The following is a 13,325-nucleotide window of genomic DNA, read 5'->3' as shown; positions in this document are numbered from 1 at the left end:
AACCCCCACCGGCATGAACTTCTGGAGCTCGTTCAAGAAGCCGTACGGCAAGCGGACCCTCTTCGTGACCCTGTTCTGGACGTTCCAGATCATCCCGCTGTTCGCCCTCTACACGTTCGGTCCGACGATTCTCGAGGCATTCAACATGTCCGAGGACTCGCTGCTCGGCTCACTGCTGATCAGCCTGGTCTTCCTTGTCGGGTTGGTGCCGGCGATCAAGCTGATCGACAGGGTCGGACGCCGCCCGCTGATCATCTGGTCGTTCGCGCTGATGATCATCCCACTGGTCGTGCTGGGCCTCGTCCCCAATGCGTCGATACCGATCGTGGTCACCTGCTTCTGCCTGTACGCACTGTTCTCCGGTGGTCCCAGCATCCTGGAGTGGGCGTACCCGACGGAACTGTTCCCCACCGAGATCCGCGGCACCGCAGTGGGAATCGCTACCTCGGCCAGCCGCATCGGTGCCGCAGTGGGAACGTATCTGCTGCCGATCAGTCTCGATCATCTCGGTCTCGAGACGACGATGCTCCTCGGCGCCGGAATCACCGTGCTCGGCCTCCTCGTCGGCATCGCGTGGGCACCCGAGACGAAAGGCCGCTCCCTCCAGGAGGCGGCGGGCCTGGGCCACCTCGAGCCGCGCGCGGTCGACACCAACGCGTACCGATCCCACCATCTACCCCGGTGTGCGGGTGAACCGCGCACCGGGGTTTCCAATTTTCGAGAGTGTGAGATGACAAACGCGGAACGCCCGTTACCCCCGACTGCGGACGCTTCACCTCCACTACATGGCGCACTGTTGTTGACCACCCGCCGTGCGGCCACGTCGATGCAGCGCAACCCCACACCCGGCACCCTCCTCACCGTCGGCGGCCTCTCACCCACCGAACGGAAGAAGGATGAGCGGCCCTCGCCGATCGACGGGTGCGGTGTTCTCACAGAATGTGATCCACCGTGGAGGCATTTCGATTCACAGATCGAGTACCAGTCGGTCGGACGTGCACCGCGATACGCAGATCATCATGGTGTCGCCACGCTCGCGCTCGTCGCCGGTCAGGACGGTGTCGCGGTGCTCGGGCCTGCCGTCGAGGACCGGTGTTTCGCAGGTGCCGCACAGCCCTTCCCGGCACGACGAGAGCACCGGGACCCCGTGCTCGCGGACCACGTCGAGGACGGAGCGGTTCTGCTCGACGTGCAGGATGGCGCCGCTGCGGGCGAGTACGACCTCGAATGCGGTATCGATCTCGTCGTGCTGGGCCGGGGCGCTGAAACGTTCGGTCTGAAGCGTGAGGTCTGCGGCGCTGCACGCGGCAGCGAGCGCGTCGAGGAGCGGCGCGGGCCCACAGGCCAGGACCGTCGTGCCCGGATCCGCGGAACCGAGGAACGCTTCGAGGTCGAGAAGCCCGTCGGTGTCCTGCGGGCTGACGAGGACCTTGTCTCCGTGGCGTTCGAGGCGCGACAGAAAGGCCATCGACGATCGGGTTCGTCCGCCGTAGAGCAGCTTCCACGGTTGTGCGCGTCGCTCGGCGTCCTCGATCATCGGCAGGATCGGGGTGATGCCGATGCCACCGGCGACGAAGACGTACGACTCGGCGTCGGGCATGCGGAAGTGGTTGCGAGGGCCACGAACGCGGATCGATGCGCCGACCGCGAGGTGGTCGTGCACGTGCGCCGATCCTCCGCGGGAGCGGGGTTCGCGCAGGACGGCGACGCGCCACCTGTCGTGGTCGTGGGGGTCGCCGCACAGAGAGTATTGACGAGTCAGGGTGTCGCTCAGGCACAGGTCGATATGAGCGCCCGGCTCCCAGGCGGGGAGCGTGACCCCGGCGGGTGGGGTGAGGGTGAGCGAGACGACGCCGTCGGCTTCGGTTTCCACGGCCTCGACCACCAGGTCGGCTTCCCACAGGGTGCGTCGGACGACAGGTGGACTCACCGGCGCGTCCGGGCGCAGCCGGCCGGTGGTGGGGGTGGAGGTCATGGCCTGCCAGGTTCTGCGTTGGAACATGGCTATGGACGACTCGCAATTGGTCATCAACCGGCCCTGCGGGACTGCGCCGGAGTCGTATCCGGCCTGCTGGGCGGCGACGACCGTCTTGTCTTCGTCGAACGTGCGGTCGTAGACGTCGAGCCATTGCCCCAGCACCGTCGGATCGGTGCCGGGTTTGACGAAGGTGTCGACGACGAACCGGCTGCCGTGTGAGCCCGTCGGTATCGTGCGGGCGATGATCCCGATGAAATCGTCGACGGACAGGAACGTCACGGGCCACAGGTACAGCAGCCGAAATCCGTCCAGTTCGGCACGATCGGCGAGGCGTTCGGTCACCGCAGTGGGCGCCGCGACCTGGACCGCGACGTTCTCGAACTCCGTGCACAGGTAGTTCCTGGTGGTGGTGTCGAAGACGGTGGCGTAGGTGTCCTCGTGCACCAGCGGGCAGTGGTAGCACTCGAGTGCGTTCTCGGTGAACAGCTTCCAGTTCGCCGGGATGTCGTAGGTGTAGGTGCCGCTGAACTCCCAGTCCGCGAAATCGAAGTTCAGCTCCTCGACGACCTCGTGGGCCCCGGCCAGGAACTCGTGCAGCGGTGCCGCTTCGATGTCGGGGTTGGCGAAGACGAAGCCGTGAAAGGTGTCGACCTGCACCGGTCGCAGTCCCAGGGTTTGCCGGTCGAACGCGTCCTCGTTCTGCAGGCCCGGCGCCGAGCGCAGTGACCCGTCGTGGGTGTAGGTCCATCCGTGGTAGCGGCATTGGAACAGCTGCCGGCAGCCGTTCCCTTCGGCGACGGGGTGCAGGCGGTGGCGGCAGATATTGACGTGCCCGTGCAGGGCGCCGTCGCGGTCGCGGACGACGACGACGGGAAGATCACCCAGTTGCGCGGTGAGATACGCGCCGGGCTCGGCGAGTTCCCTTTCGGGTCCGACGTACTGCCAGGCCTTCGAGAAGATCAGTTCCTTCTCGGCCTCGAACGTGTCGGGGTCGGAGTACATGGCGGCCGGCAGTTGCCAGCCGGCGTCCAACGATGCGGTGACACTGTCCCGGGCCTGTCGGGGTGGGGTCAGGTTGGTCATCTCACTCCTTCGGACGGGGTGGGTTCCGATGTCTGTGTTTGTGTGGGTATCGGCCGACTCTCGGGGTCGCGCAACGTCAGCGGTACCCGATCCTGGACGAGTTTGCGGTAGACGAACAGGACGACTCCGATCAGCAGCAGGGCTAGGCCGAGGAACACCTCTTTGACGCTGCCGACGTAGCTCAGCCCGGGGTTCAGGGCACCGACGACGAGGATGATCAGGTTGAAGGCGGCCACGACGACGGCGATCGGGATCCAGATGCCCGGCAACCGGATCGGCCGGGGCCAGTCGGGGCGGTCCTTGCGCAGCAGCAGAAACGCGATCACCGCGAGGGTGATGGCCAGGATGTAACCGAGGTTGCTGGCGATGAGGATTGCGACCGGGTTGCCGACGAAGACCAGGATTCCGAGGTTGACGACCATCGTCGCCCACAGTGCGCGGCTGGGTACGCCGCGGGAGTTGAGTTGGTCGAGTTGGGTGATCGACATCTTGTCCGCCGAGAGTCCGTAGAGGGCGCGGCCGGCGTCGGCCGAGGAGGAGATCATGCTCAGAAACAGTGCCCCGCAGAGGATGACCGTGATCAGCCCGGACAGTCCGCCGGAGATGTGCCCGATGCTGACGATGCCGTAAGTGATCGGGTTGGCGAGGAATTCGTCCTCGGTCAGCTGCCCGGCGGTGGCGATCGGGACGATGGTGTAGGCGCCGACCATGAACAGGGCGATCGACGTCAGGGCGCGGGAGGTGTCCCGGGTGGTGTCGCGGTATTCCGGGGCGAAGACCGCGCACAGTTCGGATCCGTAGATCGCCCAGGCGGACACGTAGAGCCACACGATGAAGGCGGTCCAGTTCCCGTCCAGGTGGGAGGTCAGGTTGGCGGTCGACCACTGCCCGGAGGCGAACGGCCCGATCGCCAGCGCGAGGAGCACGAGGACGAAGGCGACGCCGATGACCTGGTTGAAGCGCAGCGCGACGCGGATGCCGAGCACGTTCAGTGCGGTGCACGCGACGACCGTGCACGCCGAGATCACATGGGGCAGGCCGAAGGCGACGCCGCCGAGAGTGAACAGCGTCCAGGTGTTGCCGGGGAACCATTGCGCTGCCACGAGTTGACCGATGGTCAGACCGACCAGCGAGAGCACCAGCGCCCAGCCGCACCAGTAGCCGAAGGCGGCGATCGGGGCGATCGGGGTGAAATATCGTTTCCAGCCTTCGGCGGCGAACATCGCCACACCGCCGGCCTTGTCGGCGAACATGGCGGCCATTTCGGCGAACAGCTTGTTCTGGCACAGGGCCACCACCGACAGCAGCACGCAGATCACCACCGCGGGGACGGCGCCGATGGCGCCGATGACGTACCCGACGGAGACGAACAGGCCGTTGGCGATCGGCAGGGCGAGCATGAACCCGTCGTACCAGCGCAGGGTCTTGGGGGGATGGGACTCGGTGTCGTGTACCGGGGATATGGTGTTGTCGGACATAGGTTTACCTCGAAACGGGGAGGCGGATGGGGGCGGGGCTGACGGCGCCGGTGGGCATCTCGGTGGCCTCGATCTCGACGTTGTCGATCAGTGCCGCCATCGCCAGGAACTTCGGCAGGTTCTTCACGTCGGCGTTGGCGGCGTCGGCGGCGGCCCTGGTTTCGTAGATCCAGACGTCGATCCACGTCCCGTCCGTCTTCCGCGTGCACAGCGGCACCGACCACAGAGCGGGATGGGCTGCCTTGACCTCCGTGATCGCCTCCTGTCGGCGTTCGAGGAAGGTGTCGACATCGGCGTCGGCGACGGTGAATCGGACAAGTTCGACACAGTAGGTCATGGTCAGTTCTCGCTTTCGAGTTCGGTGACGAGGTGCCGGGCGGTCTGCAGGCCGGATTCGATGGCGCCGTCGATGAATCCGGCCCAGCCGCGGGCGTAGTCGCTGCCGGCGAGTCGGATGCGGCGGGTGGTGTCGCGGGCGGCGTGGGCGACGGCGTCGAGTTGGTTCGGCGCCAGCATCGGCCACGTTTCGCCCGACAGCGGGTCCGCGGTCCAGTCGTGGGCGTCGACGGCGACGACCTCGAGGTCGGGGCGCCACTTGCGCAGTTCGGCTTCCACGGCGCGGGCGTCGGTGAGGTCGATGAGTCCGGACCGGGGTCCGAAGGCCACGATCAGGCTGTCTCCGTCTACCGGGTACTCGTACTGTGCGAAGTTCAGGACGGCGTCGCTGTCGGCGAGGGCGGCGAATTTCCCGACGTCACCCTTGACACGGATCCAGACCTTCACTCCGCTCGATGCCTGCCCCTCGGCGGCGACCGCGTCGAGGCCGTGACCGAGGCCGGGGGTGACGGCGATGCTGCCCAGAATGTTGAGCGGCACGGTGATCACCACCCTTCTGCCGCGCAGGCTGGTTCCGTCGCCGCAGGTGACGGTGACCCCGTCGGCCGTTTCGTCGATGCTGGTGACGGTGGTGTTCAGGCGGATGTCGGCGCCGGCCGCGTCGGCGGCGATCGCGTCGAGTAGCGACTTGGTTCCGTGGGCGAACTTGTAGGTGGCGCATGCCTCGAACATCAGTTTCCAGTCGCCGCCGGAGAGGGCGCACCACCGCAGTGCCTGGGTGTAACCGCTGCGGGCGGGATCGCCGCTGAAGTTCAGTGCCCACATGCCGTCGAGGAGGGCGCGTTGTTGCGGGTCGAGGTCGAGTCCGGCGATCTTCTCGGCCACGCTGATCTGGTCGAGGGTCTTCATCTCATCCGACAGCGGAAAGTAATCGTAGGGCTGGGGCAGTACCCGGCGGGACTCGGCGAGGACCTCGGTCATCGGTGCGTCGAGCAGGTCGAGCATGGTGTCGGCGGTGCCGGTGCGGACGTCGTCGCCGACCCGCCAGTAGGCGGTGTCGAGTTCGGGACCGGCGACCAGGTCCAGGTCGTAGCGGCTGATCTCGGCCCAGACGTGCGGCTGGATCCAGTGCACCCAGGTGCCGCCCATGTCCAACTCTCGTCCGAGGGTGGTGTCGCGGGTCCAGGTGCGTCCGCCGAGGCGGTCGCGGGCTTCGAGGACGACGGTCCGCACACCCTGTCGGGTCAGTTCCCGCGTGGCAGTGATTCCGGCGAATCCACCGCCGACGACGATCACGTCGGTGTCGTAATGCATGTCAGTACTCCTGAGAAGTGAAGGACGAATTCGTTGACGCGGCAGCGGGTCGGGCGGTGCGGGTGCCGTGGGGGACTTCCGCCCGGCCGAGAACTGTCCATCTGGACAGCAGTGAGGTATGACACATAGAATGCACCTCGTGGAGAAACTGGTCAAGTGGACAGGGAGAAATTTCTTCGCAGGGTCCGGAACGACCCGGGTCGGCCACGACCGCGTACAGAATCGGAGAATGACCACGATGAGCAGCTCGCAGGAAGACCCCGCCCGTCAGGCGCCCCGCTACGGAGAGGGCCGCACCGCCCTCCTGTCGGCGGCCGTGCGTGTGGTCGCCGAGCAGGGACTCCGGAAATTGACGTACCGGGCGGTGGCGCGCGAGGCCGGCGTCGCCCATGGACTGGTCGCCCATCACTTCGGCTCTCGCGACGCGCTCCTCGAAGCGGCGCTGCAGTTCTCCCTGGACAACAGCGTGACCTCTATCAGCACCCGTCCGGGAAGTGGTGATCTCGACGCCGTCTTCGCCGGGTTGGTGACGATGGTGGAGAACAACCCTGACGATCAAGCCTTCCAATACGAGCTGATCCTCGAGTGCCGACGCCGGCCGGAACTGCGCCCGTATGTCGAGTCGATCTACCAGGCATACATCGACGGGCTCCAGTTCGAGCTCGAGTGCGCCGGGATGGACCCCGACCCCGCCTTGAGTCACTTGATCTATGCGGCCGCCGACGGCCTGGTTTTCCATCAGATCACCATCGGCCGCCCCGAGTTGACCGAACGATCCCTCACGCATCTGCGAGCCCTGCTCCAGCAGAACAGATCCGGGCGAGAGGTGTCACAGTCTCCGTCGGAATCGGCGAGGCACCTGCACTCCGGTAGCGAGGAGCGAGTCAACTATGGGTGAGATCGTCGAACGTCGGAATCGACCCGTCGATCTCGACACGTTCCGGGCGTCGGTGATCGACAGCTTCGTTCCGTTGGAGACGTCGATTGCCCCGGCCACCGATTTCGAGGGGTATATCCACGGCACCTCCCTCGGTCAGGTCCAGGTGGCCGAGGTTGTCGCGTCGGCGCACACGGTGCGCCGCACCCCGCGGACGATCCGCGCGAGCGATCCGGGTTTCTACAAGGTGGGGTTGCAGGTCCGCGGCTACTGCGTGCTGACGCAGGACGACCGTGAGGCGGCATTGACGCCGGGTGACTTCGCGATCTACGACACGACGAGGCCCTACCAACTCTCGTTCGACGATCGGTTCCGGATGCTGGTCATGATGTTCCCGCGTGAGCTGCTGCGGATCCCGCCCACAGGAATAGCCGAGCTCACGGCGCGGAGGATCTCCGGCCGCCAGGGCATGGGCGCGCTGGTCGCTCCGTTCGTCAAGGATCTGGGGGAGCGGGTCTTCGATACCGCGCCCGCGGTGGCGGTGCATCTCAACGACGCGGTCCTCGACGTGCTCGCCGCGGCATTTGCCGAACAGCTGCAGATCACCGACAGCCTGTCGCTCGAATCGCGGCACACGGCTCTCCGCGTTCGGGTCGGTTCGTTCATCGAGGAGCACCTGTCGGATCCGGGCCTCGATACGACGATGGTGGCTGCCGCGCACCATATTTCGGTGCGGCATCTGCAGAAGATCTTCGAGGCGGACGGCACCCCGGTGGGCGGGTGGATCCGGGAACGCCGCCTCGAGCAGTGCCGGCGGGACCTCGTCGATCCGCGAAATCGCCACCTCCCGGTGGCCGCCGTGGGAGCGCGCTGGGGGTTCTCCGACCCGGCGCACTTCTCGCGGTTGTTCAAGACCCGTTTCGGAGTCACCGCCGGCCGCTATCGGTCTGCCGGCGGTGCCCTCGATCAACCTGTTGACTGAAAGCCCTACTCGGCCATCTGCGGAACCGGCGTGGTGACGGCAGGCGCGACGATCCGCCGGGGTTGGGCGGCCATGATCAGTGCCAGCGACAGGACCAGTCCCGCAGCGCTGACCCCAATCAACGTTCCGTATCCGCCTGCGCTCTCGACGAGGCGTCCTCCCATGAACGGGCCGATCGCGAAGCCGCCGCCGATTGCGATGTTGGCCAGGTTCACCAGCCGCCCCGACCGATCCAGGCCGGACAGTGTGGACATGATGTAGGGAAGAATGAACGTCCAGGTGAATTTGAAAAGGAGTGCTGCAACGGTGAATCGGAGCAGTCCGGGCATTCCGGTGAGCAGACCGACCGACAGCGTCATCGCCACGTACCCGACGAGGAGGTTGGTTCTCGTGCTCGGCCGGGCGCCCAGGACGGTGGCCAGTGCGGAACCGGCGATACCGAGCACGGTGGCGATCGACAGGATCGCACTCGAGGTTTCGGTGCCGATGGCGGATGCAGCGGCGACGCCGCCGACGAACGTCCAGATTCCGCTGAGGCTCACGTAGAAGGCGAGCACACCGACGAGCCCGAATGCGGCGCGCAGCACGTAGTTGCGCGCCGGTCCGGTCTCGTCGTCGGAGGCGCGGTCGGCCGCAATGTTGCGCTCCGGCAGGAATCGGGTGAGCGGCAGAACGAGGATCATCAGCACGGCGAGGGTCAGTACACGATGCCGATTCCGAAGGTGTCGAAGAAGCGCGGAAGCACTGCCAATCCGATTGCTCCGAAAGATAATTGCCCCATCACCCACAGCCCGTACACGCGGTTGCGGTCGCGGGTCCGGGCGGCGAGGGACATGCACAGAACCATCAACGACCCGCCTGCGAGGGAGGTGAGGAAACGGACGGCGAGCAGGGTGCCGTAGTCGTCGATGTACGCGGAGCTGACGTTGCCGGCGATGAAGACCACACCGAAGATCGTGGACATCGTCCGGATGTTGAACTTCTTCATCCACCACAGTGCAGGGATCGAGGCGAAGCTCATCGCACCCAGTTCGGCAGAGAACAAGTCACCCGTCTGCGAGGGATTCAGTCCCAGCTGAAGTTGGAGCTGACTGGCAACTGCGGGAGCCATGAGCAGGAGGGTGCCGACAACGGAGGAGAAGAGAACGATCAGTGCCACACGTCCCTTGGAGTTGGGATCGGTGCTGTCGAAGGTGGTGCGTCGACCGTCGAAAGTGGGGGGCATCGGGTGGTCCTTCGTGAGTGGGGGAGGTTCGGGTTCAGTGCAGTCCGAGCTGGGTGAGGACGGTGAGCTGATCCCAGTACCGCCGGGTCGAAGCGATCCGGCCGTTCTCGACCCGGTGGATGTCGCAGAAGGGAACCGACAGCGTGCGACCGGTAGGCCGGATTTCCTCTCCGTCCTGGGTCGTGAGGGGGCCGGTGTGGGTACCGACGGCAACGAACTCGGTGACGACCAGCCCGTCACCCCCGGCGAACGTGAGCTTTTCGCACGTTCCGTCGCGGAACGGCCCGTCCCAGTGCCGGTAGTTGTCCGCCATCCCGGCGTGGCCGGCGTGGACCTCTCCGGTGGGCAGATTCGTCCAGGTTGCGTCGGGGGTGAACGAATCGACCCAGGTCGCGATGTCTCGGGTGTTCCACGCCTCGTACAAGGCTGCGACGGCGTCGAAATCAGGATTGGACACGGTGAGACCTCCAGTGTTGGTCAACAGTCGGAAGGGTGTGGTGCGCTCAGGGCCGATGGAGATCGGCGGCGGTCGATGCCTCGGCGTCGAAGACGGTGCGTCCCTCGAAGAGGGTTCGCAGCACCTGTGTGGATCCGACCTGCTCGGTCGGGACCTCGAAGATGTTGCGGTCGAGCACGATCAGATCGGCGGACTTCCCGGGGGTGATCGTGCCCTGCACGTGGTCGCGACCGACGACTCGTGCGCCGCCGAGGGTCATCAGATGCACAGCGGTGGCGAGATCGACGGCCTCGTCTCCGCGTTGCAGCATGCCCTGCAGGGCAGGGAACAGGTTCGGATTCGGGGTGATGATCCAGTCCGAGCCAACGGTCATCGTGGCACCCGAGTCGAGGATGGTGCGGAATTTGAATGCATCGTCGTGCCCGGGAATGTCGAGGTGCCAGATCGCGGGCGACATCTCGGCGATCACGTCGAGCCGGCCGAATCGCGTGTAGTCGTCGTCGTGGATGAACGGGCAGTGCGCGATCTCGTGGGCCGGGCCGCGCATGCCGTTGGTCTGGCGGACGGTCTCGAAGGCGTCGAGTGCGGCGCGCACGGAACCCGCACCGGCGCAATGAATTTTCACCGACAGCCCGGCCGCGTCGAATCCGCGTAGCGCCTCGGTGAGTTGATCTTCGTCGACGAGAATGTTGGTGGGGTCGACGCGGCCGTCGGCGTCGAGGTCCGCCTGTGTCATGTGCGGCGGCAGGGGCGATCCGTCGAGCCAGATCTTGATGCGTCTGGTATCCAGATGCTCACTGGTGAACGTCGCCCGTTCGGCGATGGTGCGGTCGAGTTCGGCGGTATCGGCCATGCCGAAACCCTCCTCCTTCCAGACCAGGTGCGCGGCAACGTGCAAATTCAGTGCGCCGTCCCGGTCGAGGTCCCGGTAGGCCGCGAGCGCCTGCGGAGACGCGGAGGCCTCCTGGACGGACGTGATGCCGTACCGATGGCACACCGACGCCGCCCAGGCGACCGCGTCACGATAGATGTCGGCACGGTAATCGGACATGGCGCGCATGACGGGCCAGCGGGCCTGCTCGACGAGTTCCCCGGTCAGCTCGTTCGTCCCTTCCCGGCGGACCAGTCGGCCACCAGGTGGGTCCACCGAGTCGTCGGAGAGCCCGGCGAGGGCGAGTGCGGTGGAGTTGGCGAGGGCGTGGTGAATGGTGTAGTCGTACAAGAACACCGGCTGATCGGGAAACGCCTCGTCGAGGAATGTGCGGTCCAGTTCTCCCGCGGCGAAGTCGGCAGGAACGAACTCGCCGCCGACGATCCAGGGCTGCACGTCCTCGTCGACGAGTTCGGCGCATCTGCAGTGACCGAGGTCGTGCACGATCTCCTTCGGGGAGCCACCCGGTGTCAGGCGGGCCTCGTAGCGAAACTTCAACCCGCTGAACAGCAGATGGGTGTGGGCATCGTGCAGTCCGGGCATCGCCATGCGGCCGTCGAGGTCGACGAATTCGGTACCGTCCGGGGCGGCGTCACGGACGTCGTCGTCGGACCCGACGACCGTGAAGACGCCGTTGTCGACCAGAACGGCCTGCACCCAGGGTGCGGCCGGGTCGACGGTGTAGATGCGGCCGTTGAGCAACGCGGTAGGCATCGGTTCTTCTTTCCATCGTGGGTAGGGGCGTCGAGTTGAGCCGTTCGCACTGTGGTCCGTCAGGACATGGAGACGGCGAGTGAGAATCGTGGGTCGAGGGCGACGGTGCCGACGTCGACCGCGCTGTGCCCGCCGTCCACCGGCAGCACGGCGGCGTTGACGTAGGAGGCGGCGGGGGAGAGCAGCCACGCAATGGTGGCGGCAACTTCGGCGGCATACGCGGGCCGAGGCAGCGGGACGAGTGCGGAGGCGAGGCGATAGGCCTGCTCCGCGTCGACGCCGCGTTCACCGCCGAGTTCGGCCATTTCCTCGTCGGCCATCTCGGTGCGGGTCCAACCGGGGCAGACGACGTTGGCGCGCACTCCTCGCGGCCCGTAGTCGACGGCGACCGACTGCAGCAGCATGCTCAGTCCGGCCTTGGTGGCGTTGTAGCCGGGGGTTCCGCCCGAGGCGCGCAGCCCGCTGACCGAGGACACCCCGACTACTGCCCCGCTGCTCCTGACGAGGTGCGGCAGGGCGGAGTGCAGCAGGCGGTAGGGCCCGGTGAGGTTGGTCTCGACCATCGCCGCCCAATCGCTGTCGGACAATTCGCCGACCGGCCCGGGGCGGACGACTCCGGCATTGAGGACCAGTCCGTCCAGGCGCCCGAAACGGGTGACGGTGCTCTCGACGAGGCGGGCAACGGCGGCCTTGTCGGTGGTGTCGGTGACGATCGGATGTGCCCCGGTGGCGTCGGCCACCCTCTCGAGCGCGTCCGCCCGCCGCCCGCAGATCGCAACGGACCAGCCGGCGGCAGTGAGCGCCTGCGCGGTGGCGGCACCGATCCCGCTCCCGCCGCCGGTGACTATGGCGACTGCGCCGGACGCCTCCCGGGCAGCGAGCGTGGCCTGCGGTTCGTAGTCCGCTGTATTCGTCATGGTGGGGTCCTTCTGCGTGCCGAGGGCATGGGTGCGGTCGAAGCGAACCGCTGGCGAAGAGGAGCCAAATATCCAGATGGATAGATGTGATCGGTGGCACAAATATGCCCCGTGCTGTACAACTAGTCAAGTGGATAGATGAAAAGAATCCTGGAGGACTCCGATGACCGCTGTTACGTCCACGCCGGGTCGGAGTTCGCCGATGTACGGCGAGGGCAGACAGGCTCTGCTCGCCGCCGCCGTCCACGTCGTCGCCGCCCAGGGGCTGCGACATCTGACCTACCGGGCCGTCGCCCGCGAGGCGAACGTCACGCACGGCCTCGTCGCCCACCACTTCGGCAGCCGCGACGCCCTGCTCGACGCTGCCCTGCAGTATTCCGTCGAGAACAGCGTCGCCTCGATCAGTACCCGGCCCGGCACCGGTGATCTCGACGCGATCTTCGCCGGACTGATCGGGATGGTCGTCGTCAATCCTGACGAGCAGGCCTTCCAGTACGAACTGATCCTCGAATCGCGGCGCCGTCCCGAGCTGCGTCCGCACGTCGAGTCTCTGTACGGAACCTATCGTCATGCGCTGCGTGAAGAGTTGGCGCACGGCGGAATCGACTGCGACGAGGCGATGGCTCAGCTGTTCATCGCGGCCGCCGACGGGCTGATCTTTCAGCAGATCACCCTCGACCGACCCGAACTCAACGAGGCCGCGCTCGCGCACCTGCGCCGGTTTCTGCGCACGCTCGTCGAGTGAGGTGCGGGACCCGTGCTCCCCCACGTGGTTTCCGGTGAATCTCTCGATTGTCCTGCCGCCGAAGGTGTGCGGGATTAGTCAATACTTGTACGGTTCCGGGCAATGCGGTTCCGCCGATTCGGGAGCAGAGTGAGATTCACGTCACGTGACCTGGTCACGAGTATTTCGAGGAGTTCTCACAATGGATGTGCGCGAGCAGTTGCTGATCGACGGCCGGTGGGTTCCGGCCCGGTCCGGTGCCGAGTTCAAGACCTACGATCCGGCGACGGGTGAGCCGCTGGGCACGGT

At 66.2% G+C, this 13,325-nt stretch carries 12 protein-coding genes and 1 pseudogene; 4 read left to right on the top strand and 9 right to left on the bottom strand.

The features are described from left to right. Positions 1–13 precede the first annotated feature (13 nt). A pseudogene (locus ACFTZB_RS19105) lies at positions 14–553 on the top strand (MFS transporter); the annotation flags it as partial. A 414-nt stretch (positions 554–967) separates the two neighbouring features. Here the strand turns inward: ACFTZB_RS19105 and ACFTZB_RS19100 are convergent. From ACFTZB_RS19100 to ACFTZB_RS19085, 4 genes are read right to left on the bottom strand one after another with little or no spacing between them, the layout of a single operon-like run. Beyond that, positions 968–3,061, bottom strand: a complete 2,094-nt coding sequence (locus tag ACFTZB_RS19100; RefSeq protein ID WP_378433528.1) for an SRPBCC family protein — start codon at positions 3,059–3,061, stop codon at positions 968–970. After that, a complete protein-coding gene (locus tag ACFTZB_RS19095; RefSeq protein WP_378433527.1) occupies positions 3,058–4,539 on the bottom strand; it encodes an APC family permease in 1,482 nt (493 codons plus the stop codon). The genes ACFTZB_RS19100 and ACFTZB_RS19095 overlap by 4 nt, the downstream gene beginning before the upstream one ends. Positions 4,540–4,543: 4 nt before the next feature. Continuing rightward, the gene (locus ACFTZB_RS19090) at positions 4,544–4,876 is read right to left on the bottom strand and encodes a hypothetical protein (protein WP_378433526.1); all 333 of its coding nucleotides are present in this window, start codon (positions 4,874–4,876) and stop codon (positions 4,544–4,546) included. Positions 4,877–4,878: 2 nt separating this feature from the next. Further along, positions 4,879–6,189, bottom strand: a complete 1,311-nt coding sequence (locus tag ACFTZB_RS19085; protein ID WP_378433525.1) for a flavin monoamine oxidase family protein — start codon at positions 6,187–6,189, stop codon at positions 4,879–4,881. A gap of 238 nt (positions 6,190–6,427) precedes the next feature. Between ACFTZB_RS19085 and ACFTZB_RS19080 the strand changes: the two genes are divergently transcribed. After that, positions 6,428–7,087: a TetR/AcrR family transcriptional regulator gene (locus ACFTZB_RS19080; protein ID WP_378433524.1), complete on the top strand. Its 660-nt coding sequence runs from the start codon at positions 6,428–6,430 to the stop codon at positions 7,085–7,087. Beyond that, positions 7,080–8,048: a helix-turn-helix domain-containing protein gene (locus ACFTZB_RS19075; RefSeq protein WP_378433523.1), complete on the top strand. Its 969-nt coding sequence runs from the start codon at positions 7,080–7,082 to the stop codon at positions 8,046–8,048. Before ACFTZB_RS19080 ends, ACFTZB_RS19075 begins: the two co-directional genes overlap by 8 nt. A gap of 5 nt (positions 8,049–8,053) precedes the next feature. Here ACFTZB_RS19075 and ACFTZB_RS19070 read toward each other — a convergent pair whose 3' ends face one another. From ACFTZB_RS19070 to ACFTZB_RS19050, 5 genes are read right to left on the bottom strand one after another with little or no spacing between them, the layout of a single operon-like run. Then, positions 8,054–8,731, bottom strand: a complete 678-nt coding sequence (locus tag ACFTZB_RS19070; RefSeq protein WP_378433522.1) for a hypothetical protein — start codon at positions 8,729–8,731, stop codon at positions 8,054–8,056. A 14-nt stretch (positions 8,732–8,745) separates the two neighbouring features. Next, a complete protein-coding gene (locus ACFTZB_RS19065) occupies positions 8,746–9,273 on the bottom strand; it encodes an MFS transporter (RefSeq protein ID WP_378433521.1) in 528 nt (175 codons plus the stop codon). Between the two features lie 34 nt (positions 9,274–9,307). Beyond that, on the bottom strand, positions 9,308–9,754 hold the full coding sequence (locus ACFTZB_RS19060; protein WP_378433520.1) for an ester cyclase: 447 nt from the start codon (positions 9,752–9,754) through the stop codon (positions 9,308–9,310). 22 nt (positions 9,755–9,776) lie between these two features. Further along, on the bottom strand, positions 9,777–11,375 hold the full coding sequence (locus tag ACFTZB_RS19055) for an amidohydrolase (protein ID WP_378433519.1): 1,599 nt from the start codon (positions 11,373–11,375) through the stop codon (positions 9,777–9,779). Positions 11,376–11,434: 59 nt separating this feature from the next. Further along, positions 11,435–12,292, bottom strand: a complete 858-nt coding sequence (locus ACFTZB_RS19050; RefSeq protein ID WP_378433518.1) for an SDR family NAD(P)-dependent oxidoreductase — start codon at positions 12,290–12,292, stop codon at positions 11,435–11,437. Positions 12,293–12,455: 163 nt separating this feature from the next. On the opposite strand from ACFTZB_RS19050, the gene ACFTZB_RS19045 reads away from it, so the two are divergent. Further along, the gene (locus ACFTZB_RS19045; RefSeq protein ID WP_378433517.1) at positions 12,456–13,037 is read left to right on the top strand and encodes a TetR/AcrR family transcriptional regulator; all 582 of its coding nucleotides are present in this window, start codon (positions 12,456–12,458) and stop codon (positions 13,035–13,037) included. Positions 13,038–13,325: the final 288 nt, after the last annotated feature.

Source organism: Rhodococcus sp. NPDC057014 (assembly GCF_042673295.1).
Taxonomy (GTDB): Bacteria; Actinomycetota; Actinomycetes; order Mycobacteriales; family Mycobacteriaceae; genus Rhodococcus_F.
The sequence above is the reverse complement of the archived record's forward strand: the minus strand, read 5'-3'. Positions and strand labels throughout refer to the sequence as shown.